This is a genomic window from Albidovulum sediminis (assembly GCF_025380365.1).
In the GTDB taxonomy this organism is placed as follows: domain Bacteria; phylum Pseudomonadota; class Alphaproteobacteria; order Rhodobacterales; family Rhodobacteraceae; genus Albidovulum; species Albidovulum sediminis.
Window position 1 is genome coordinate 14,697 of sequence record NZ_JAOCQF010000003.1, and the last position, 21,312, is coordinate 36,008.

Genomic DNA, 21,312 nt, shown 5'->3' on the forward strand with positions numbered 1-21,312 from the left:
CCCTCCGTCTCGGACAGAATCCGACCACAGATCGACGAATCGACCTGCAAGCCGGAGCCCCCCACCTAGTCCGGTTTCGTCCGGTTGCCAAGTGAGGAAGCCACTTCACGCCGCAAGAACTGGGAAATGCCGAGCGATCGGCCCATCGGCGCCAAGCGGAAAGCCGAATTCTTTTGACAAGGTCACACCCGCCGCTCCACCGATGGCCAAAGCCCGACCGCTCAAGAAACAAGCCGTTGAAGGTCGGGCATCTCGCCGGATCACATCACGCCACATCGCTGAACCGGAAGTCCACAAACTCATAGCCCGCGCCAATCCGGATCGCGGCCTCATCAAGTTGCGACTGTATTTCTTCGCTGCTTGGAAAATGCAGTTCAGAAGTGGTGTCAAGAAAACCACCGGCGACAAGACCTTGGTAAACCTTCTCAAAATCCAGGACAGCGATGTGCGGGCTGGCCTTTGCAGTCTCAACCGGACGCCATTCTCCGTTTATGCAGTCGATATCGGTCGGGGCGGTTCCCGTAGCCGCCTCGAACTGCCCTGCAAAGTCAACCCCATCGAGGTTCTGGCTCTTTGCGAAGCGTCGCCTGATGATGGCAATCTTCGCGTCCGTCGGGCAGACAGAAGGAATAAGATGGAAGGGAGTCCCATCCAATCCTACGATAGCATCTGCCGTCTGGTATTTTGCGATTTGTTCAGACAAAGGGAGCTTCTCGGGCGCGACGACCTCGTATCCCGCAGCGGCAAAGGTGCGGTCGATCGCCGCCTCACCCACAATCCCTCGTCGTTGCACTTGAAGCTGGGAGCGAGTGATATAGAGTTTCGTACGGGCCTTCTTGCCAAGTTCTTCGTCCGACAACGAGAGTCGTTGACGCATAAATCGATGATAATAGGACGATCCACGGGCCAATTTGTAAGAGCCAATGCCTTTTTCAGCCAATATGAGCCGATCAACCTGGGTTGGCTGTCGAACTGTGAATATCGGCAAATGAATACCCAAACTTCTAAGGATCTCCGCAACCGCCGCCTCATTTCTATCTTCGACTTGGCGGGGTGAGGCCGTAATCCTGAAAGAAACTATCCCGTCGATCTGCCCTTCCAACTGGGACAGCGGCCAAAGCGAAGAGATCGTCCCCACCAGACAATGTCCAAGATGAGCGGAGAGGTATCCGGCAAGAATATAGGTCCCGCGCAGCCGTTCGCGCGGTCCATTCAGGCTTCTGGCCGCGTATTCGTTTTGTGGCAGATCACACAGGTTGATGTGCCGGAAGATAAGCCTGCCTGTCTTTGGGTCCGTGACATGACAGATCTGTTGATCCCGATCATCGCCCCATGGAACAAGTAAAGCGTCTTCACAAGATACAATCTGCCCTTTGTAGCCAATCGCCAGATCCATGTCCGTGGGCGCGGGAAACTGCATCAACAAACTCGGTCCAAGCTGCACTTGTCTGCTGGTACATGACCAACGCGATCGTTTCAAGATACTTGGGGTTGACCTGCTCATCACCGGCCGGTCACGACCGACCAAGTTGTCTGAATTGAATTTTTCTTCCTTAATGGCCTGAACAAGAAGAGTTGAACTATGGCAAGACTAGAGACAAAGAAGCGGTCTAAGCGAAAAAAATCCGCCGCAAATTTCTTCGCGGCGGAGAATATCGCAACTGCGCCGGAAATTAGCCGTGCGCAGACGCAGACGCCACGTCGACCGAGACGCCAGGCCCCATGGTCGAGGAGAGCGACACCTTCTTGAGGTAGGCGCCCTTGGCGCCCGATGGCTTCGCCTTCGACACTGCATCGACGAAGGCGCGGACGTTCTCGGCCAGCTTCGCCTCGTCGAACGACACCTTGCCGACGCCCGCGTGGATCACGCCGGCCTTCTCGACCTTGAACTGGACCTCGCCGCCCTTCGCCGCTTCGACGGCCGCTTTCACGTCCATCGTCACGGTGCCGACCTTCGGGTTCGGCATCAGGTTCCGGGGCCCGAGGATCTTGCCGAGGCGACCGACGAGCGGCATCATGTCCGGCGTCGCGATGCAACGGTCGAACTCGATCTTGCCCGACTGGATCGTCTCCATCAGGTCTTCGGCGCCGACGATGTCGGCCCCGGCAGCCTTGGCCTCGTCGGCCTTGGCGGCACGGGCAAAGACCGCGACGCGCACGGTCTTGCCGGTCCCGTTCGGCAGCGTCACGACGCCGCGGACCATCTGGTCGGCGTGGCGCGGATCGACGCCGAGGTTCATGGCGATCTCCACCGTCTCGTCGAATTTCGCCGAGGCGGCACCCTTGATGAGCTTGACGGCGTCCTCGACCGTGAGGTTCGACTTGCCATCGAAGGCGGCGCGGGCTGCCCGGCTGCGTTTACCGATCTTGGCCATGGCTTATCCCTTCACCTCGATGCCGCAGGACTTCGCCGAGCCGAGGATGATCTGCATCGCGGCTTCGACGTCGTTGGCGGACAGGTCCTTCATCTTGGCTTCGGCGATCTGGCGCACCTGGGCGACCGTCACCGTGCCCGCGACTTCGCGGCCCGGCTTCGTCGAACCCTTCGCGCGGTTGCGCTTGCCCACCGGCTTCAGGCCCGCCGCCTTCTTCAGGAAGAAGGACGCCGGCGGCGTCTTCATCTCGAAGGTGAAGGACTTGTCGGCGTAGTAGGTGATGACGACCGGAACGGGCGAACCGGGCTCCATCTCCTGGGTCTTCGCGTTGAAGGCCTTGCAGAATTCCATGATGTTGATCCCGCGCTGACCGAGCGCCGGACCGATGGGGGGAGAGGGGTTGGCCTGTCCCGCCTTCACTTGCAGCTTGAGGCTGCCCATTACCTTCTTGGCCATCTGGCCTGCTCCTTTTCACATACGCTTTCCGAACCATTCGGAAAGGCTGCTTAGTGGTCCGGCCGCGGATCGCGCCGCAGCCTCCCACGGGTTCACGTCAGGCGACTTTCTGCACCTGGGTGAATTCCAGCTCGACCGGCGTCGGCCGGCCGAAGATCGAGACCGTCACCTTCAGACGGTTCGAATGTTCGTCCACTTCCTCGACCATGCCCGAGAAGCCGTCGAAGGGTCCGTCGGTCACCTTCACCTGCTCGCCGATCTCGAAGCGGATCAGGTTGCGCGGCTGGGCCTCGCCCTCTTCGGCGCGCTTGAGGATGCCGTTCACCTCGGCGTCGCGCATCGGCATCGGCTTGCCCTGGGGGCCAAGGAAACCCGTCACCCGGTTGATCGAGGTGATGAGGTGATAGCCGCGGTCGGTCATGTCCATGTGCACAAGCACGTAGCCCGGCATGAAGCGGCGCTCGGAGGTGACTTTCTTGCCGCGGCGGATCTCGATGACTTCTTCAGTCGGAACGAGAACCTCGTCGATCTCGCCCTCAAGGCCCTTCTCGGCCACGGCGTGCCTGATCTGCTCGGCGACCTTCTTCTCGAAGTTCGAGAGAACGCTCACCGAATACCACCGCTTCGCCATTTGCCTCAGACCTCGCTCAACCGGCGGCGAGCCACCGGAAATTCCATGATTTCAGCAGGTTGCCCCACCATACTCCTAACACAAAGCAGCGCGCATACCGAATCGATGCACGCCGGTGTCGGGAAAGTGCGCCCCAACTACAGGCGAAAGACCGTGATTTCAAGGCCGAATGGCCCGCGCTCAGACCCCGAGGACCGCGCCGAGACCCAGCTGGATGATCTTGTCGATCAGAAAGAAGAAGGTGGCGGTCAGGGTCGCCATGATGAAGACCATGACGGTGGTCAGCATCACTTCGCGCCGCGTGGGCCAATGGACCTTGCCCACTTCCGACCGGACTTGCTGGATGAACTGGACGGGGTTGGTGGCCATGTCTGCCTCGGCTTGCCTTGCGCTACCCGGGCCAGATACGCCGCATGGCCTCTGAATTCAAGCCCGAGGCTGCTTTGACGGCGCGCATGCCTGCGGCCGACCTGCCGGGTGGACGCGCCGCGCCGCCACCCCTAGTCTGATCACTGACCGCGAATCCCGTGCCCGAGGCGCCATGACCGACGCTAGCCCCCCCGCCTACCGCGTGCTTGCCCGCAAATACCGGCCTGAGACCTTTGCCGACCTGGTCGGTCAGGACGCGATGGTCCGCACGCTGAAGAACGCCTTCGCCGCAGGACGGATCGCGCAGGCCTTCATCATGACGGGCATCCGGGGTACCGGCAAGACGACGACGGCGCGGATCATCGCCAAGGGCATGAACTGCATCGGACCGGACGGCACCGGGGGCCCCACGACCGACCCGTGCGGGGTCTGCGAACACTGCGTCGCGATCATGGAGGGCCGCCACGTCGACGTGATGGAGATGGACGCGGCATCCCGGACCGGGGTCAATGACATCCGCGAGATCATCGAAAGCGTCCACTATCGCGCCGCCTCGGCCCGCTACAAGATCTACATCATCGACGAAGTCCACATGCTCTCGACCAGCGCTTTCAACGCGCTCCTGAAGACGCTGGAGGAGCCGCCCGCGCACGTGAAGTTCATCTTCGCCACGACCGAGATCCGAAAGGTTCCGGTCACGGTCCTCAGCCGCTGCCAGCGTTTCGACCTGCGCCGGATCGAACCGGAGGTGATGATCGGCCTTCTGAAGAAGATCGCCGCGGCCGAGGGGGCGCAGATCTCGGAAGAGGCGCTCGCGCTCATCACCCGTGCGGCGGAAGGGTCGGCGCGCGACGCCACGTCGCTTCTCGATCAGGCGATATCCCATGGTGCCGGGGAAACCACGGCGGACCAGGTGCGCGCGATGCTGGGTCTTGCCGATCGCGGCCGCGTCATGGACCTGTTCGACCTCATCATGAAGGGGGATGCGGCGACCGCGCTGCACGAGCTTGCGGCGCAGTATTCCGACGGCGCCGACCCGATGGCCGTGCTGCGCGATCTGGCAGAGATCACCCATTGGGTCAGCGTCATCAAGATCACGCCCGAGGCGGCAGAGGATCCGACCGTCACCCCCGACGAACGCGCGCGCGGCCGCGCCCTCGCGGATCGGCTGCCGATGCGGGTTCTCGGCCGGATGTGGCAGATGCTGCTGAAGGCGCTGGAAGAGGTCGCGGCCGCCCCGAACGCGATGATGGCGGCCGAAATGGCGGTGATCCGCCTGACCCACGTGGCAGACCTGCCCGATCCCGAACAGCTTCTGCGACGGATGAAGGATGCCCCGGTCAGCGCGCCCCAGGCCGGCGGGTCCGTGCCCGGCGGCGGGTTGGCCCATGCCGCGCCGCGCGCCATGGCCGGCGTGTCGCCGACCGCTTCGGGCGCGGCGACCGCGCTGGCCCAGGCGCCCGAAGTGGCGCTGGCCCGCTACGCGACCTTTGCCGCGGTGGTGGAACTGATCCGCGCCAATCGGGACGTGAAGCTGCTGATCGAGGTGGAGAACCACCTGCGCCTCGTCCACTACGCGCCGGGGCGGATCGAGTTCGAGCCGGCCGCCGACGCCCCGCGCGATCTGGCCGCCACGCTGGCGCAGCGCCTGCAAGGCTGGACCGGCGCGCGTTGGGGCGTCTCGGTCGTCGGCACCGGGGGCGGCAGGACCATCGCCGAGGACCGCGATGCCGAGCGGCTGGCTGCCGAGGCCGAGATGCGGACGCATCCCGTCGTGCAGGCGGTTTTTGCCGCCTTTCCCGATGCCCGGATCAAGGATATCAGGACCCCAGGCGACACCCGGACCGAGGCGGCCACCGCCGCCCTGCCCGAGGTCGAGGACGAATGGGATCCCTTCGAGGACAACTGAGGAGAGCGGAATGCTGAAAGGATTGGGCGGGCTTGGCGACATGGCCAAGATGATGAAGGCCGCGCAGGACATGCAGGCGAAGATGGCCGAGCTTCAGGAAAGCCTGTCGCGCATGAATGTCGTGGGCGAGTCGGGCGCCGGGCTTGTCACCGCGACCTGCAGCGCCAAGGGCGAACTCCGGGCGCTCGACATCAACCCCTCGATCTTCGATCCGACCCAGAAGGAAGTGGTCGAGGATCTGATCGTCGCCGCGATCAAGGACGCCCAGAAGAAGGCCGCCGACCGTGGCCAGGACGAGATGAAGCGGCTTTACGAAAGCCTCGGCCTGCCGGCCGACATGAAGCTGCCGTTCTGACGTGTCCGATGCCACGCGCGACATCGAGGCTCTGATCGACCTCATGGCCCGCCTGCCGGGCCTTGGCCCGCGCTCGGCGCGGCGCGCGGTGCTGCACCTGATCAAGAAGCGCGGCCAGGTGATGGCGCCGCTCGCGCGCGCCATGGCCGATGTCGCGGCCAGCGCGCGCGAATGCGCCACCTGCGGCAACATCGGCACCGCAGACCTGTGCGACATCTGCCGCGACCCGCGCCGCGCGACCGGCGAGATCTGCGTGGTCGAGGACGTGGCCGACCTCTGGGCGATGGAACGCGGCCAGGCCTTCCGCGGCCGCTATCACGTCTTGGGTGGCACGCTGTCGGCGCTGGACGCCATCGGGCCCGAGGAGCTGCGCATTCCCGCACTTGTCGCCCGCATCCGCGACGAAGGCGTTCGGGAAGTGATCCTGGCGCTGAATGCCACCATCGACGGCCAGACCACCGCCCATTACATCGCCGACGCGCTGGAAGGGACCGGGGTCACGGTTACCTCGCTTGCGCAAGGGGTGCCGATCGGGGGCGAACTGGATTATCTGGACGACGGCACGATCCAGGCGGCGCTGCGCGCGCGCAAGGCCGTGCAGTAGCCGCGGCGGTCAGCCGCCGAACACGGCGGCTTCGGGCACGATGTAGTATTCCCGGCCGCCGATCCCGACATACCAGTTGTCGCCATCCTTGGCCCAGGTCAGTTCGTCGGTTCCCTGCGCCGTGATGCTGCCTTCGGAAAACTCCAGCACCCGTTCGGTCCCGTCAGGCGCCACGACGCGGATGGTCGCCTCTCCCGGCGCGCCGCGCAGGATGGCGGCAGGGCAGGACTGGTCCTGGGTCGGCTCGTCAAGCGAGCAGGGCAGGAAGGCCGTCGCGTCGTACGCATCCGTCGCGTAGGGCATCGCGGCATCTTCGGCAGCGGCCGGTTGCGGATCCGCTGGCCTCACGCTCAGGAAGCGGTCGCCACTCCAGTTCAGTGCCTCGAAGCAGACCTCCGCGCCGGCGCCGCCGCACCAGCCACCATCGCGCCCGACAAGCAGGATGCGCGCCCCGCCCCAGTCGATCGTGCGCCAGCCGGTTGCCTGCCAGCTTGTCACGCTGTCGCCGACCACGGCGTGCAGCATGCAGCCGCCCGATCCGCAATACATCGACGCCGCGCTGCTGCAGGAAAATCGGCCTTCATCGACAAGATGATCGGCCTGCCCGTCCCCGGTCAGGTCCACCTCGGTCACGGCGTCCCCCGGCTCGAACCTCCCACCCTCGAAGCTTTCGCAGGCAGCGCGGGCCTCGGCAAGGATGCCGTCCGTCGCCGTCTGCGCCCCCGCATGCGGCGGCGTCAGGAAAAGAACCGCGACCGCAAACAAGACCCGCTGCATTGCACCCTCCGACCGTGCCCTCCGACGAAAGTTACAACCGAAGGTCGCAAACGAAAACCCCGGCGCGTGGCCGGGGTCTTGCGATCAGTTGTCGTCCTCGTCGTCTTCGTCGTCGTCGCCCTGCGGCAGGTTGAAGAAGCTTTCCGCGTCCGAATAGTCACGCGGCGACTTCCGCTCTTCCTCCTCCTCGGGCTTGGTCAGCGAGAAGTTTTCGAGGCCCGCGATGTTCGAAGGCATGCGCGGCTCGGTCGTCATGCCGAGCGACTGCTCGGTCGAGACGAGCTTGCGGCGTTCGTCGTCCGACATCACCGCACCGTCGACGGCCTTCTTCTTCGCCGCTTTCTGCACCGCGGCGTCGAGTTCGGACTGCCGGCACAGGCCCAGCGCGACCGGGTCGATCGGCGTGATGTTCGAGATGTTCCAGTGCGTCCGCTCGCGGATCGTCGCGATGGTGGGCTTCGTCGTTCCCACCAGCTTGCCGATCTGGGCATCCGTCAGTTCGGGGTGGAACTTCACCAGCCAGAGGATGGCGGCCGGGCGATCCTGGCGCTTCGACAGCGGCGTGTAGCGCGGCCCGCGGCGCTTTTCCTCGCCCTGCGCGGCGGCGTTGTGCTTGAGCTTCAGCTTGTGCAGCGGATCCTTTTCCGCCTTCCCGATCTCGGCGGCGTCAAGCTGGTTGTTGGCGACAGGATCGAAGCCCTTCACCCCGGTTGCGACATCGCCGTCGGCGATACCCTGCACCTCCAGCTCATGCAGCCCGCAGAAATCGGCGATCTGCTTGAAGCTGATCGTGGTGTTGTCGATCAGCCAGACGGCGGTGGCCTTGGCCATCAGGGGTTTCGTCATCGGATCTCTCCTTCGCTTGTCCCCTCGGGGACCGGATAATTCTTTCCCGTGCCGGGAAAACGGCTGCGGCCTTTCCGGGGTCCGCCATTCCACGTTTTCGGGGAAGTCAGCGCGCTATATAGTCGCCCCGGATCGCCAAGGAAAGAGAAAATGCGCCTTCTTGCCGCCGTTCTCCTTGTCGCGACCCCCGCACTGGCCGAGGGGGAGCGTGCGGGGGACTTCGACTACTATATCCTGTCGCTCAGCTGGTCGCCCGGCTGGTGCGCGCGCGAAGGCGACGAACGGCAGGCGCTGGAATGCCGGATCGGCGCGGATCATGGCTTCACGCTGCACGGTCTCTGGCCACAGTACGAATTCGGCTGGCCCAGCCGGTGCGCGGGCGGCGGCGACGGGCCTGACCGCCAGGAGATTGCCCTGATGACCGACATCATGGGCTCGGCGGGGCTTGCCCGTCATGAATGGGAAAAGCACGGCACCTGTTCCGGCCTCGATGCGGCGGACTATTTCGACCTGTCGCGCCGGGCCTTCGACAGCATCATGCGGCCCGATGTGCTTGAGGCGCTTGACCGCGATGTGCGCCTGCCCGCCTCGGTCGTCGAAGACGCCTTCATCGAGGCGAACCCGGGCCTTGAGCGCAACGCCATCACCATCACCTGCAAGGGCGAGATGATCGAGGAAGCGCGCATCTGCCTGACCCGCGACCTTGAACCGCGCCCCTGCGGCCTCGACGCGGCGCGCGACTGCAGGATGCGCGATGCCCTGATGCCGGCGGTACGATGACACCTGCGTCACCGCGAATTGACCCCTTGCGCACCTCCGTTTGAGCGACGGGCTTGATTTGCGGGCTGCCCGGGCTAAGATTCATACCATGACGGTGCAGACGCCGACCCAGTTCACATCTTCCCTGTCCGCGGACGATCAGGTCGCGTTCAACCGCGCCGAGCTTTCGGCAATTCTCGCGCTTTACGGTCGCATGGTCGCCGCCGGCGAATGGCGCGACTACGCGATGTCCTTCCTGCGCGAGATGGCGGTGTTCTCGGTCTTCCGCCGCGCGGCGGAGTTCCCCCTTTATCGGATCGAGAAGCGGCCGAAGCTGCGCGCGCGGCAGGGGATGTATGCCGTCGTCGGCATGGACGGCCAGATCCTGCGGCGCGGGCACGACCTGCCGACCGTGCTTCGGGTGCTGGAACGAAAGCTGATTCGGCCGGTGGACTGAAGCGGCCTCAGGCTGCGCCGATCCGCTTGACGCGCAGCACCGGCCCGCCACCCTGCGCCTCGATGCGCCCGATGGCCTCACTGATGCCCTCGATCACCACCGCCATGAAGTGCCCGGTCGCGTGGATCATCCGTTCGGGGCCCAGCGCGATGGCGACATGGCCTTTCCAGAACAGCAGGTCATTGCGGCGGAAGGGGCCGGAGGTCGCGACATCAACGCCCACCTCGCGCGCCTGCATGTCGCTGTCGCCTGGGCAGGCGATGCCCCCGGCAAGAAGTGCTGCCTGTGCCAGGCCGGAACAATCAATCCCGTCCCGGCTGTTTCCGCCCCAAAGATAAGGCGTGCCCAGGAACAGTTCGGCGACGGAGGCAGGGTCCGCGGCGCGCTCGCCCACGGGGAGAAGGTGGCGTGCGATCACATGCTCGCCCCGCGTGGTGCGGGCAAAGCGTTCGCCGGTCTCGGCGATCGCAAGCCGCGCGCCCAGGGTCAGCAGCGCCTGTTCCTTCGTCTTGATGTCCGGTGCTGCGTAAAGATGCGTGGCAGGTGCTGCGACCCAGTGCGTGGGGGTTTCGGCAGGGCCCAGCGCCGCCTCGTCGAGATAGCCGCAGTAGCCGTCCTTGTCGGACCGGACAAAGGCGAAGCCGCCCTGCCGCTCCAGGACGCAGACCCCGTCGCCGCGCAGAAGCTGCCGGTCCCGCGCGCCACCCGGCGCGGCCAGCAGATCGGCCAGCGGATCCGCGACGCAGGCGGCCTCGCCCTCGACAAAGCGGTCGGCCACCACCTGCCCCCTCAGCGAGGCATGCGCCACGCGGCCGTTCGCGGGGGTCAGGCGCCGGTCGGTCATGGCTTCAGAACCTCGGGCAGGGCCGCCAGCAGCGCGCGGGCACCCTGCCCCACCCCGCCCTTCGGGCGACCGGGCGCGGCCGTGGGTTGCCAGCCATAGATGTCGAAATGGACGTAGCGCGGCGTTTCGGTCACGAAGCGGCGCAGGAAGAGCGCGGCCGTGATCGACCCCGCCATGCCGCCCGATGGAGCATTGTCCAGATCGGCGATCCCGGGTTCGATCAAGGGTTCGTAGCCGTCCCAGAACGGCATCCGCCAGAGCGGGTCGGAAACGCTTCGACCTGCCGCGAACAGCGACTGCGCCACGGCGTCGTCATCGCAGTAGAAGGGCGCGAGGTCCGGCCCCACCGCGACGCGCGCCGCCCCGGTGAGGGTGGCCATGGACACCAGAAGGTCGGGTCGCTCCTCGTCGGCAAGCGCCAGAGCATCGGCCAGGACAAGCCGCCCCTCCGCGTCCGTGTTGTTGATCTCCACCGTCAGTCCCTTGCGGCTTTTCAGGATGTCCTGCGGGCGCATGGCGTTGCCTGACACCGCGTTCTCGACGGCCGGCACCAGGACCCGAAGCTGCACCTTGAGCCCAAGCGCCATGATCATGCGCGCAAGCCCCATCACGGTGGCAGCTCCGCCCAGATCCTTCTTCATCAACCCCATCGAGGATGCCGGCTTGATGTCAAGCCCGCCGGTGTCGAAGCAGACGCCCTTGCCGACCAGCGAAAGACGTGGCCCCTCGGTTCCCCAGCGCAGTTCCAGAAGTCGCGGCGCACGGCTCGAGGCGCGCCCGACGGCGTGGATCATGGGGAAATTGCCCTCCAGAAGATCGTCGCCGCGGATCACCTTGGCCTTTGCCCCGAACTCGGCGGCAAGTGCCAGGAATGCCGTCTCCAGCTCCTCGGGCCCCATGTCGGAGGCGGGCGTGTTGATCAGGTCGCGGGTCAGGTATTCCCCCGCGGCGATCGCGGCGACGCGGTCGGCTTCCACGCCTGCCGGCAGGACCAGTCGCGCCTTCTGCACGCCATCCGCCTTGTAGCGGGTGAAGCGATAGGCCGAAAGGTACCAGCCCAGCGCTGCCTCCTCTGCCTCGGACGCGCTCAGCGGCGTGGCGATCGTCCAGTCGCCCTCGGGCAGCGACGCCGCCGCACGGGCAACGTGAAAGCGACCCCTTCGCCGCTTGGCCGCCGTTCCCATGCCGAAAAGCGCCCCCGCGGGACGCCCGTCTTCGCCCGGCAGGACGCAGACCTGCCCCGGCGCGCCGGTGAAGCCGGTTGCGGCAGCCCAGGCGGACTGGCTGTCGGTCAGAGAACCGGCAAGACCAGGCAGGCCACCCTCCTCGACCAGATGGAGGGGAAGCGCGGATGCGCCGGGTTCGGCGAGGATGGATGTCATGGCGGGTCCGGATCATGGCGTTCGGCGCCAGCCTAGTGGCTTCGGCGCCCGCCGCAAGCCCCTCAGACCGTCATGTCGTGCAGATCCCAGACCGCGGTCAGCGACCTCTGGCCGATCCGCTCAAGCCGCGCCAGGATCGCGGCCTGCCCGGTCGCGTCCCCCGCTTCCGTCGCGCGGATCAGGTCACGCGCCACCCGCGCCACGCTGGTCATGCCGACCTGCGCACCGACCTGCGCCAGCATTCGCGCCGCCCGCACAAGGTCCGTGGCGCGCCCTTCGGCCAGGCTTTGCCGCAGGTCCTGCAACCGCCCGGCCAGATCCTCGGTCGCGCGGCCGATCAGCTTTTCGGCCCCGCGTTCCCCCAACTCGGCATAGATCGCGGACAACGCATCCGGATCCAGCCGCACGCCTTCGTCATGGCGCAACCTGGCAAGCTCTGCCACCCCTTCACCCTCCTTGCCGCACCCCTGCGGATGGGGGAGTCATGAGACCTTGATGTCAAGAAAACCTTGATGCCCGTCGCAGAAACATCTCGAATTCGCACGATCCGATCTGTATGCAGGCGCAGAAACCAACGCGAGGCGACCCCATGAACCACATCCGGCCGCTGCCCTCCTATCTTGTCCACCGTTACCATGGCTGGAAGGCCACCACGTGGACGGAAAACCGCGCCTGGTACCGCCGACTTGCCGACGAAGGCCAGCGCCCGCGCGCGATGGTGATTTCCTGCTGCGACTCGCGCGTTCACGTCACCTCGATCTTCGGTGCGGATTCGGGCGAGTTCTTCATCCACCGCAACATTGCCAACCTGGTTCCGCCCTACAATCCCGACGGTGAGCATCACGGCACCTCGGCCACTGTGGAATACGCGGTCACGACGCTGAAGGTCGCGCATATCATCATCGTCGGCCATTCGCTCTGCGGCGGGGTCAAGGGCTGCCACGACATGTGCACCGGCCACGCGCCGGAACTGGAGGAGAAGTCGAGCTTCGTGGGCCGCTGGATGGACCTTCTGCGCCCCGGCTTTGACCGGGTGAAGGACCGACCCGAGGATCAGCGACTGCGCGCGCTGGAAAAGGAAGCCGTGCTCATCAGCCTCGAGAACCTGATGACCTTCCCGTTCGTCCGCGCGGCGGTCGAGGCGGATGAGATGACGCTGCACGGTCTCTGGACCGACATCGGCGCGGGCGGGCTGGAACAGTACGACCCGGCCAGCGGAACCTTCGTGCCGCTGTGACGGGCCGTTGCCCGACGCGCGGACGGCGTGACAACCTGACGACCTGAAAACCGTCGCAAGCGGATTCGAGGGACATGGACACGATCTTCTCTGTAATGGCGCAGAATCTGGTTTCGCCCATCGTGCTCAGCTTCGCCCTGGGGCTTCTGGCTGCCATGGCGCGGTCAAGCCTTTCGGTGCCCGAAGCGGCAGCCAAGGCGCTGTCGATCTACCTTCTGTTCGCCATCGGCTTCAAAGGCGGCGCAAGCGTCGCCGCGCACGGCTTTGACGGTTCACTGGGGGCGGCGCTCGTATCAGGCGTCGCGCTGAGCCTCGCGATCCCGTTCATCGCGTTCGGGCTCTTGCGCGCGATGACCCGACTTTCGGCCGTCGATGCGGCGGCGGTGGCCGGGCACTACGGCTCGATCTCGATCGTCACCTTCGTCTCGGCCACCGCGATTCTCGCCACCCGTGGCGTAGAATACGAAGGCTACATGGTCGCCGTGGCCGCAGCGATGGAGGCGCCCGCGATCATCGCCGCACTCTGGCTGGCTGCGCGCGCGGGGGCCGGCGCGCGAATGGACCGGGAACTTTGGCGCGAGGTCCTTCTGAACGGGTCGATCGTCCTTCTGATCGGCGCGTTCCTGATCGGCGCCCTCACCGGGGAACGCGGCCTGAAGGAGATCGAGAGCTTCATCGTCTCGCCCTTCAAGGGTGTCCTGTGTCTGTTCCTTCTGGACATGGGGCTGGTGGCGGGACGCGGACTGCGGCAGGCGCGGTCCGTCCTGTCGGCCGGTGCCTTCGCCTTCGCCGTACTCATGCCGCTTGCCGGCGCGGCACTGGCGTTGCCGGTCGCCATCCTTCTTGGCCTGAGCACGGGGGGAGTTGCGCTCCTGATGGTGCTGTCCGCCTCGGCCTCATACATCGCGGTGCCGGCGGCAATGCGCGTCGCGCTGCCCGAAGCCAACCCGTCGATCTACCTAACCCTGTCGCTGGGGGTCACATTCCCGTTCAACCTGGCGCTGGGTATTCCCATCTATGTCGCGCTTGCGGAATTCCTGGGCGGAGCCTGATCATGCAGACGAACGACGCAAAACGCGTGGAAATCATCATCGAAGCGCCCCTTGAAGGCAGACTTCTGGACACGATTTCGCAAGCCGGCGTCACCGGGTTCACGGTGCTTCCCGTGCTGGGCGGGTCCGGCCGGTCTGGTCGCTGGAGCCGGGAAGGCCAGGTCTCTGCTGCGGGGGGGATGGTCGCGGTGGTGTGCATCGTCCGCCCCGAACGGGTCGATCGGTTGCTGGAGGCGGCCTTCGCGGTCGTGGAGCGTCACATCGGAGTCGTTTCGGTCACCGACTGCCAGGTCGTGCGGGCCGAACGGTTCTGAAGCGGACACCGGCGCGCGCGAACAAGCCCCTTGGGACGCCCATGCGCGTACTGTAATCTCGCGTCATGCCCTCCCTTTGCCGCGACTGCCTGACGCAATTCGAGACCGGCACCCGCTGCCCGGCGTGCCGCAGTCCGCGCATCCTGTCGCACCCCGAGTTGTTCAGCCTCTCCATCGCGCACATGGACTGCGACGCCTTCTATGCCTCGGTCGAGAAGCGTGACAATCCGGACCTTCGCGACAAGCCGGTGATCGTGGGCGGCGCGCATCGCGGGGTCGTCTCCACCTGCTGCTATCTCGCGCGGATCAAGGGCGTCAGGTCCGCCATGCCGATGTTCCAGGCGCTGAAACTCTGCCCCGAGGCGGTGGTGGTCAAGCCGCGGGGGGCGCATTACGCCGCCGTTTCCCGCCAGATCCGCGCGCTCATGGACGAGTTGACGCCTGTCATCGAGCCGCTGTCGCTGGACGAGGCGTTCCTCGACCTGACCGGGACGGAGCGTCTGCACCACGCGCCGCCCGCCGTCACGCTCGCCCGGTTGCTGAAGCGGATGGAGGACGACCTGGGCCTGACCGGCTCGATCGGCCTGTCGCACAACAAGTTCCTGGCCAAGATCGCCTCCGACCTCGACAAGCCGCGCGGATTCTCGGTGATCGGGCGCGCCGAAACCGCCGACTTCCTGAAGGGCAAGCCGGTGCGGATGATCTGGGGCGTCGGGCTGGCGACGCAGACGACGCTCGAGGCCGCGGGTATCCGGACCTTCGACGACCTTCTGCGCTGGGACCGCAAGGACCTGACCGGGCGCTTCGGCTCGATCGGCGACAGGCTCTGGCACCTCGCGCGGGGGGAGGACTTCCGCCGCGTGAACCCGAACGAGCCGATGCGCTCGATTTCGGCCGAGACGACCTTCGACGAAGACACAGCGGACCGCGAGTTGCTCGACGGCCACGTCTGGCGGCTCGCGGAACGGGTCGCCGACCGCGCCAAGGCAAAGGATCTGGCCGGGCGCACGGTCACGCTGAAGCTCAAACGCGCCGACTTTACCGCGATCACGCGGCGCCACGCGCTGCGCGAGCCTACACAGACCGCCGACCGCATCTATCGCGAGGCGGCCGACCTGCTGATGCAGGTGCGCGAACCCGGCCCCTACCGGCTGATCGGGGTGGGCATTTCCGATCTGTCGGACGACAGCGGCGCGGACCTGACCGGCGACCTGCTCGACCCGCAGGCCGCGCGCCGGGCGGGGGCGGAACGTGCCGCCGACACGATCCGCGCCCGTTTCGGCAAGGATGCCATCATCAAGGGCCGAAGCCTGCGCTGATCAGCGGTCGATGAAGGCCCGCACCGCGGCGGTGTATTCTTCAGGCGCCTGTAGCATGGCGAAATGGCTGGCATCCGGCAGGATCACCAACTCGGCGCCGGGGATGAGTGCGGCCATCTTCTCGGTATGGGCGCGCAGGATCGCCTCGTCATGGTCGCCCGAGACGATCGCGGTCGGCACCGTGATCGCGGCAACAGCCTCGTCCGTCCAGTTCGGCTGGCTGGCCCACATGCCGGAAATCTGCTCGACGAAGGCGCCGAACTGGTCGGGCGTCGGCGACTTGGCCGCGTATTCCGCGCTCATCCAGTCGATGTAGCTGCCGAAGACCGCGTCGGTCTCGACCGCCGGATCGACGCCATCGGTGGTGATGTTGGCGGCCTGCGCGAACAGGTGCCCCAACCGCTCCGGATGGTTCATAGCGATGTCGAGCCCGATGATCCCGCCATCCGACCAGCCGACGAGATCGGTCTTGTCGATCTTGAGGTGATCAAGCAGCGCCAGGTAGTCCGAGGCCATCAGGTCGTAGCCGAACGGCTCCGCCGTCCGCGTCGACCGTCCATGGCCGCGACTGTCCGCAACGATGACAAGGTGGTCCTTCATCAGGTCGATGACCTGGTTGGCCCAGATGTCGGCATTGCCGAGCCCGCCGTGAATCAGAAGAACCGGATCGCCCGCGCCGAAGGTCGCGTAGTACATCTCGATCCCGTTCACCGGCGCCATGCCGGAACTTGCCGCCTCGGGCATGGCAGGCGGTTTCGGAATGGTCATCCAGCGATCCTCGGCCTGCGCCGACAACCCGACGAGCGAAAACAGAACTGCAAGCACCAGACGCATCACCGCCTCCCTTTGCGACTGCGCGCAGCCTACGATCTTCCATAAGTGGATCAACAGATTCGGCGGCTATTCGGCAGCAAGCCGGTCCTTCGCCTGTCCGATGGCGGCGATCTCGGCCAGGATGCCCGACAGGATGCGCTGGAACCCGGCGAAGTTTCCATTGGGCCGGATCTCGGCCTCGTTCATGTAAAGGGACCGGTCGATCTCGACCTGCACGACATGCTGCCCGCGGGCCGGACGACCGTAGGTCTGCGCGATATAGGCCCCCGCGAAGGGCGCGTTGCGCACGGTCCTGAGCCCTGCGCGGGCGAAGGCCGCGTCCACCGCCTCCACCACCGCGGCAGAGGCCGAGGCGCCGTAGCGATCGCCCAGAACCACTTCGGGCCGCGGCCGCCCCGGCACGGTGACGCTGTCCATCGCCTCGTGCGGCATCGAATGCACGTCGATGAGGATCGCCTGCCCGAAGCGCATCCGCGATTCATCCAGCAGGATCTGAAGCCGGTCGTGATAGGGGTGCCACCAGTCCGAGATGCGGGACCGCACCTCGTGCAGCGGCAACTTGCCGGAATAGATCGCCCGCCCGCCCGAGACGACGCGCGGCACGACGCCAAGCCCGGAGGCCACCCGCGGATTGTGCGCGGGCGCGCGGAAACCTTCGACCAGCGCGGGGTCAAGCTCATCGGAGGCGCGGTTGAGGTCCACGAAGGCGCGCGGGGCCACCGCCGCCAGAAGCGGCGCACCGAAGCCGGGCACGCGTTCCAGAAGCACATCCACGAAGGCATCCTCGGAACTGCGGATCGCCTTTTCGGACAGGACGGACCGGGCCAGGAAATCGCGTGGGTAATGGCTGCCGCTGTGCGGAGAAGCGAATACGACGCCGGTCGTGCGGCGTTCCGGCAAGGTCAGTCGGTAGGGGCCGGGCGTCATGTCTACTCCGTGGCGTCGGGTCGACTATACCGTCAAAACCCGGCCTGTCGAAACCCCTTGAAAGGCCCCGCGACTCCTTCTATAGACCCCGGGACCGACGCGATGCCGACCGCGACCCGGGTGACCGGGGTGGCGGCAGCGTATTCGGACGGGCGCGTAGCTCAGCGGTAGAGCACTACGTTGACATCGTAGTGGCCACAGGTTCGATCCCTGTCGCGCCCACCATCACCGCCCCCGGCAGAACTGCGGGGGCATTCGTATTCGCCGGCGCAGACGCGCCATACTGGGAGAAGACCGATGAAGGTCCGGAACTCGCTCCGCTCGCTCAAGAGCCGGCACCGCGATTGTCAGATCGTGCGCCGCAAGGGCCGCGTCTACGTGATCAACAAGACGCAAAAGCGCTACAAGGCCCGCCAGGGCTGAGACGCGCCGCCTGTTGAAGGCAACCGAACAGGGGCCGCCGGACTTCCGGTGGCCCTTTCGGTTTTGGGGCGCCCCCCGCACCCCGGCAGAGGACGACCTCGAGCCCGACGTGAATTCATCCGGGACGACCCGGCCACTTGCGGGAATCATCAAAAATGGCCTGGACCTGTCTACTGCTTGCCGGCGTTCTCGAAATCGTCTGGGCGGCGGCGATGAAGAAGTCGGACGGCTTCACCGCCCTCACGCCGACGGTCGTTACCCTTGTGGCGATGGTCGCCAGTTTCTCGTTGCTGGCCTTCGCGATGCGGACGCTGCCGCTCGGCGCCGCCTATTCGATCTGGACCGGCATCGGCGCGGCCGGCGCCTTCGTGTTCGGCGTGCTGTTCCTTGGCGAGGCGCTGACCCCCATCCGCGCCCTGGCGGCCATCCTGATCGTCGCCGGCATCCTCCTGATGAAGCTGTCGAGCGGGCATTGACCGCGCCGCGCGGCCTGTGCCGGCCCGGTGCCTCCGATCAAAGCCCCTCGGCCAGAAGCCGGACCACGGCAGCCTGCGTCAGATAGCCCGTGACCTCCATCCCCCGCGCCTCCTGGTAGCGGCGGATCGCGCGCCGGGTGTCGTCGTCGAAGGTTCCATCCACCCGGCCGGGCTTCAGCCCGAGATCGGCAAGCCGCCGTTCGATCGCCCGCCGGAAGAAGTCGTTGAGCCCGAGCGCGTTTTCAGCGGCCTCTGCCTGCGCCCGAGAGGCCTCGGCGGCCTCCGCCGCCTCGGCCGCCTCAAGCGCGGCCCGCGCATCCTCGGCGAAGACCCCGTCGGGGAAAGCGCGCAGGTAGTCGCGATAGCCCTCGGCCGTGTCGGCCGCGGCGGCCTGATCCCAAGCCAGCCGGTCCTCGCCCTGTGCGTCCTGCCGGCGCTCCTCCTCGAAGACGGCAAGCCGTTCCTTCGCCAGGTCGGCGAACAGGCCATCGGGATAGCGCTTGAGATAAGCCCTCAGGCCCGCCTCGTCGCCGGCCGCGCCGGTCTGGTCCCAGTAAAGCCGGTCCTGCCGGTCCAGTTCGGCCTGACGCGCCCGCGCCTCGGCCTCAAGCTCGGCGGCTCGGCGGTCGGCCTGCGCCTGCAGCCGCGTGATCTGGTCGGCATCGAGAAAGCCGGTCGGCTCGATCCGGTTCGCCTTTTGCCAGGCCGCGATGGCCCGGCGCGACCCGGGACCGAACAGCCCGTCGATGCCGCGCGGATCGAAGTCGAGAAGGCTAAGCGCGCGCTGGATCTCCCGCCTGCGGTCGCGGCTGAGGTTCAGCGCCTCCTCGGCCTTCTGCGCCTGAAGCAGAGGCTCGGCGCGGATCGTGGCGATCGCCGCGCGCGCTTCGGCCGCGCGGCGCCCGTCGGGATACTGGCGCAGGAAGCCCTCGTAGGCCGCGATGGTGTCAAGCCGGCGAACGACCTGCCAGGCGGCCTCCTCGCCCGCGCCGTCGCCGGGCACTTCGGTTTCGGCCAGCGGCAGGAAGACCCCGACATCGCCCAGATACCCCGAGACCGCCAGACCCTCCGCCTGTCCGGCAAGCGCGGCAAGCGACTGGCCGCGGTCAACCAGTACATCGGTGACAAACTCCGCAAGCGTCCCGGCATCGCCGGAAACCACCATCACCCCCTGCGGCACGGCCTCCGTGCCGATCCCGGTGGCCAGCCCGTCGCCAAGGGTCAGGGGTTGCGGTTCGGTTCCCAGCAGAACCATCGCGCCCCCCGGACGCTCTGCCGCCACGGCAAACAGCGTGCCGAGCGGCAAGCCCATCGCATCCACAGACCCGAGAGAGGGCACATCCGCCCCGGTCCCCAGAAGCCAGCTTTCCGTGCCCGCATGGACGAAGTGCCCGGCGACCAGGATGACGAGGCGATCGGCGTCCTGCGCATCCTCGTAAAACGCAGCCAACGCCTGGCGAAGCCCCGCCACGTCCAGGTCGCGCCCCTCGTGCACCTCAAACCCCGCGGCCTCCAGCGCGGCGCCTGCGTCCGCGACATCCTCGGCCGAGGAAATGTCCGGCGCGCGACGGTAGTTTTCATTCCCGATGACCAGCGCGAGGTCGCGTGCCGAGGCAGGAACGGCGGCGCAGGTCAGGACAAGGGCGCTTGGCAGCAGTCGGAACATGACGATCCCTCCTTTGGCAACGGAAGGAATGGTAACGCCGGCCACCGTGTTATCCTATGACAAGCGCCCGGCGCCGGCGGATCGCCGCCCGCCGGTTCAGCCGTAGCTGCGCTGGTCGTCGATCACCTTGCCGTCATTGGGCAAGCTGCCGAAAGGCACGATCTCTACCCGGCCCCTCAGCTTGAGCGTCTGTATGATCGAGTCCTCGTAGCCCGCGCCGGCCCCCTCCGGCGCCTCGACCCGAACCGTCATCACGTCCATCTCGCCCTCGCGCGTGGCGATGACACGGGCGCGGAGGATCTCCGAGTGGCGCGCGACGAAGGCCGCGACCTGTTCGGGTCGGACGAACATGCCCTTGATCTTCGTCGTCTGGTCGGCACGCCCCATCCAGCCCCTGATCCGGATGTTGGTGCGCCCGCAAGGGCTTTGCCCCGGCATGATGGTTGAAAGATCGCCAGTGGCGAACCGGATCAGCGGATAGTCGGGGTTGAGCGTCGTCACCACGACCTCTCCCACCTCGCCCTCCGGTACCGGGTCGCCGGTGCCGGGGCGGACGATCTCGACGATCACGCCCTCGTCGACGATCATCCCCTCCATCGCGGCGCTTTCATAGGCGATGCTGCCAAGGTCGGCGGTGGCGTAGCACTGCAGGCAGGTGATCCCCCGGTCCGCGTATTCCCGCCGCAGGCTCGGGAACAGCGCACCACCCCCGACCGCCGCCTTCGCGATCCTCAGCCGCTCGCCCATCTCGTCGGCCTTGTCTAGGATCACCTTCAGGAAATCGGGCGTGCCGGCATAAGCGGTCGTGCCGATGTCGGCGGCGGCACGGACCTGAAGCTCGGTCTGCCCGGTTCCAGCGGGAAGCACCACCGCGCCCACCGCCCTTGCGCCGCTTTCGAAGATCATGCCCGCCGGGGTGAGGTGGTAGCCGAAGCAGTTCTGCACGATGTCGCCGCGCCCGATCCCGGCCGCATGCAGGAAGCGGCCCATGCGCCACCAGTCGTGGCTGACGCCGCCCGGCTCATAGATCGGGCCGGGTGACTGGAAGATGTGGGCGACATTGTTCACGGCGATCCCGCCGAAGGGCGGAGACTTCCGCTGCCGGTCCGACAGGTCAGATTTCCGCAGGACAGGAAGCGCCGCCAGCGCCGCGATGTCTACAACTGGCTCCGATCCGATACGCCGAAGCTGCGCGTTCAGCGCGCTCAATTGCGCGGCGGCGCGTTCGTCCGCCGATCGGGTTTCGAGGCTGTCGTAATGGGTCGTCTCTTGCATGGGGCAGCCCCCCTCTCCCTTCCCC

General features: G+C 66.5%; 25 protein-coding genes and 1 tRNA gene. 12 read left to right on the forward strand and 14 right to left on the reverse strand.

Annotated elements, in window-relative coordinates:
- Window positions 1-265: 265 nt before the first annotated feature.
- The 5 genes from N5I32_RS14995 to secE all read right to left on the reverse strand — a co-directional run bounded on the left by N5I32_RS14995 (window position 266) and on the right by secE (window position 3,831).
- The gene (locus tag N5I32_RS14995) at window positions 266-1,420 is read right to left on the reverse strand and encodes a glycosyltransferase family 61 protein (RefSeq protein ID WP_261496714.1); all 1,155 of its coding nucleotides are present in this window, start codon (window positions 1,418-1,420) and stop codon (window positions 266-268) included.
- Window positions 1,421-1,673: 253 nt separating this feature from the next.
- Entirely contained in the window at window positions 1,674-2,375 is a 702-nt protein-coding gene (rplA, locus tag N5I32_RS15000) for a 50S ribosomal protein L1 (protein WP_261496715.1), read from the reverse strand.
- 3 nt (window positions 2,376-2,378) lie between these two features.
- A complete protein-coding gene (gene rplK, locus N5I32_RS15005) occupies window positions 2,379-2,831 on the reverse strand; it encodes a 50S ribosomal protein L11 (RefSeq protein ID WP_261496716.1) in 453 nt (150 codons plus the stop codon).
- A 97-nt stretch (window positions 2,832-2,928) separates the two neighbouring features.
- Window positions 2,929-3,462, reverse strand: a complete 534-nt coding sequence (nusG, locus tag N5I32_RS15010) for a transcription termination/antitermination protein NusG (RefSeq protein ID WP_261496717.1) — start codon at window positions 3,460-3,462, stop codon at window positions 2,929-2,931.
- Window positions 3,463-3,642: 180 nt separating this feature from the next.
- Window positions 3,643-3,831 carry a preprotein translocase subunit SecE gene (gene secE / locus N5I32_RS15015; protein ID WP_261496718.1) on the reverse strand — a complete coding sequence of 63 codons (189 nt, stop codon included), beginning with the start codon at window positions 3,829-3,831 and terminating at the stop codon, window positions 3,643-3,645.
- A gap of 172 nt (window positions 3,832-4,003) precedes the next feature.
- On the opposite strand from secE, the gene N5I32_RS15020 reads away from it, so the two are divergent.
- From N5I32_RS15020 to recR, 3 genes are read left to right on the forward strand one after another with little or no spacing between them, the layout of a single operon-like run.
- Window positions 4,004-5,740 carry a DNA polymerase III subunit gamma/tau gene (locus N5I32_RS15020; RefSeq protein WP_439648206.1) on the forward strand — a complete coding sequence of 579 codons (1,737 nt, stop codon included), beginning with the start codon at window positions 4,004-4,006 and terminating at the stop codon, window positions 5,738-5,740.
- A gap of 10 nt (window positions 5,741-5,750) precedes the next feature.
- A complete protein-coding gene (locus tag N5I32_RS15025; protein ID WP_261496720.1) occupies window positions 5,751-6,095 on the forward strand; it encodes a YbaB/EbfC family nucleoid-associated protein in 345 nt (114 codons plus the stop codon).
- Window position 6,096: 1 nt separating this feature from the next.
- On the forward strand, window positions 6,097-6,699 hold the full coding sequence (recR, locus tag N5I32_RS15030; RefSeq protein ID WP_261496721.1) for a recombination mediator RecR: 603 nt from the start codon (window positions 6,097-6,099) through the stop codon (window positions 6,697-6,699).
- A 9-nt stretch (window positions 6,700-6,708) separates the two neighbouring features.
- Here the strand turns inward: recR and N5I32_RS15035 are convergent, their stop codons facing one another.
- Both N5I32_RS15035 and N5I32_RS15040 read right to left on the reverse strand, forming a co-directional pair.
- Window positions 6,709-7,476: a hypothetical protein gene (locus N5I32_RS15035; protein ID WP_261496722.1), complete on the reverse strand. Its 768-nt coding sequence runs from the start codon at window positions 7,474-7,476 to the stop codon at window positions 6,709-6,711.
- A gap of 84 nt (window positions 7,477-7,560) precedes the next feature.
- Window positions 7,561-8,322 (reverse strand): DUF1013 domain-containing protein, encoded by a 762-nt coding sequence (locus N5I32_RS15040; RefSeq protein ID WP_261496723.1) that lies wholly within the window; start codon window positions 8,320-8,322, stop codon window positions 7,561-7,563.
- 150 nt (window positions 8,323-8,472) lie between these two features.
- On the opposite strand from N5I32_RS15040, the gene N5I32_RS15045 reads away from it, so the two are divergent.
- Both N5I32_RS15045 and N5I32_RS15050 read left to right on the forward strand, forming a co-directional pair.
- The gene (locus N5I32_RS15045) at window positions 8,473-9,102 is read left to right on the forward strand and encodes a ribonuclease T2 family protein (protein WP_261496724.1); all 630 of its coding nucleotides are present in this window, start codon (window positions 8,473-8,475) and stop codon (window positions 9,100-9,102) included.
- A gap of 88 nt (window positions 9,103-9,190) precedes the next feature.
- The gene (locus tag N5I32_RS15050) at window positions 9,191-9,538 is read left to right on the forward strand and encodes a DUF2794 domain-containing protein (protein ID WP_261496726.1); all 348 of its coding nucleotides are present in this window, start codon (window positions 9,191-9,193) and stop codon (window positions 9,536-9,538) included.
- A gap of 7 nt (window positions 9,539-9,545) precedes the next feature.
- Here N5I32_RS15050 and N5I32_RS15055 read toward each other — a convergent pair whose 3' ends face one another.
- From N5I32_RS15055 to N5I32_RS15065, 3 genes are all read right to left on the reverse strand, one after another.
- Window positions 9,546-10,382, reverse strand: coding sequence for a C40 family peptidase (locus N5I32_RS15055; RefSeq protein WP_261496728.1), 837 nt, complete (start codon window positions 10,380-10,382; stop codon window positions 9,546-9,548).
- Window positions 10,379-11,764, reverse strand: coding sequence for a leucyl aminopeptidase family protein (locus N5I32_RS15060; protein WP_261496730.1), 1,386 nt, complete (start codon window positions 11,762-11,764; stop codon window positions 10,379-10,381). Before N5I32_RS15060 ends, N5I32_RS15055 begins: the two co-directional genes overlap by 4 nt.
- Window positions 11,765-11,826: 62 nt before the next feature.
- Window positions 11,827-12,207, reverse strand: coding sequence for a hypothetical protein (locus tag N5I32_RS15065; RefSeq protein WP_261496732.1), 381 nt, complete (start codon window positions 12,205-12,207; stop codon window positions 11,827-11,829).
- A gap of 146 nt (window positions 12,208-12,353) precedes the next feature.
- Between N5I32_RS15065 and N5I32_RS15070 the strand changes: the two genes are divergently transcribed.
- The 4 genes from N5I32_RS15070 to N5I32_RS15085 all read left to right on the forward strand — a co-directional run bounded on the left by N5I32_RS15070 (window position 12,354) and on the right by N5I32_RS15085 (window position 15,686).
- Complete coding sequence (locus N5I32_RS15070) at window positions 12,354-13,001, forward strand: carbonic anhydrase (protein ID WP_261496734.1); 648 nt, start codon at window positions 12,354-12,356, stop codon at window positions 12,999-13,001.
- Window positions 13,002-13,075: 74 nt separating this feature from the next.
- Window positions 13,076-14,053 carry a sodium-dependent bicarbonate transport family permease gene (locus N5I32_RS15075; RefSeq protein WP_261496735.1) on the forward strand — a complete coding sequence of 326 codons (978 nt, stop codon included), beginning with the start codon at window positions 13,076-13,078 and terminating at the stop codon, window positions 14,051-14,053.
- A gap of 2 nt (window positions 14,054-14,055) precedes the next feature.
- Window positions 14,056-14,367: a DUF3240 family protein gene (locus N5I32_RS15080; protein ID WP_261496736.1), complete on the forward strand. Its 312-nt coding sequence runs from the start codon at window positions 14,056-14,058 to the stop codon at window positions 14,365-14,367.
- A gap of 65 nt (window positions 14,368-14,432) precedes the next feature.
- Complete coding sequence (locus tag N5I32_RS15085) at window positions 14,433-15,686, forward strand: DNA polymerase IV (RefSeq protein WP_261496738.1); 1,254 nt, start codon at window positions 14,433-14,435, stop codon at window positions 15,684-15,686.
- Here N5I32_RS15085 and N5I32_RS15090 read toward each other — a convergent pair whose 3' ends face one another.
- Together N5I32_RS15090 and N5I32_RS15095 are read right to left on the reverse strand one after the other, a co-directional pair.
- Window positions 15,687-16,520 carry an alpha/beta fold hydrolase gene (locus tag N5I32_RS15090; protein WP_261496739.1) on the reverse strand — a complete coding sequence of 278 codons (834 nt, stop codon included), beginning with the start codon at window positions 16,518-16,520 and terminating at the stop codon, window positions 15,687-15,689.
- Window positions 16,521-16,586: 66 nt separating this feature from the next.
- Window positions 16,587-17,447 (reverse strand): N-formylglutamate amidohydrolase, encoded by an 861-nt coding sequence (locus N5I32_RS15095; RefSeq protein ID WP_261496740.1) that lies wholly within the window; start codon window positions 17,445-17,447, stop codon window positions 16,587-16,589.
- A gap of 150 nt (window positions 17,448-17,597) precedes the next feature.
- Between N5I32_RS15095 and N5I32_RS15100 the strand changes: the two genes are divergently transcribed.
- The 3 genes from N5I32_RS15100 (at window position 17,598) to N5I32_RS15110 (ending at window position 18,346) form a co-directional block, all read left to right on the forward strand.
- A tRNA-Val gene (locus N5I32_RS15100) sits at window positions 17,598-17,672 on the forward strand.
- A gap of 72 nt (window positions 17,673-17,744) precedes the next feature.
- Window positions 17,745-17,870, forward strand: a complete 126-nt coding sequence (ykgO, locus tag N5I32_RS15105; RefSeq protein WP_261496741.1) for a type B 50S ribosomal protein L36 — start codon at window positions 17,745-17,747, stop codon at window positions 17,868-17,870.
- Window positions 17,871-18,025: 155 nt separating this feature from the next.
- A complete protein-coding gene (locus N5I32_RS15110; protein WP_261496742.1) occupies window positions 18,026-18,346 on the forward strand; it encodes a DMT family transporter in 321 nt (106 codons plus the stop codon).
- A gap of 37 nt (window positions 18,347-18,383) precedes the next feature.
- Here N5I32_RS15110 and N5I32_RS15115 read toward each other — a convergent pair whose 3' ends face one another.
- Window positions 18,384-20,012: a peptidoglycan-binding protein gene (locus N5I32_RS15115; RefSeq protein WP_261496743.1), complete on the reverse strand. Its 1,629-nt coding sequence runs from the start codon at window positions 20,010-20,012 to the stop codon at window positions 18,384-18,386.
- Window positions 20,013-20,108: 96 nt separating this feature from the next.
- Window positions 20,109-21,287: a phenylacetate--CoA ligase family protein gene (locus N5I32_RS15120; RefSeq protein ID WP_261496744.1), complete on the reverse strand. Its 1,179-nt coding sequence runs from the start codon at window positions 21,285-21,287 to the stop codon at window positions 20,109-20,111.
- Between the last annotated feature and the right edge of the window lie 25 nt (window positions 21,288-21,312).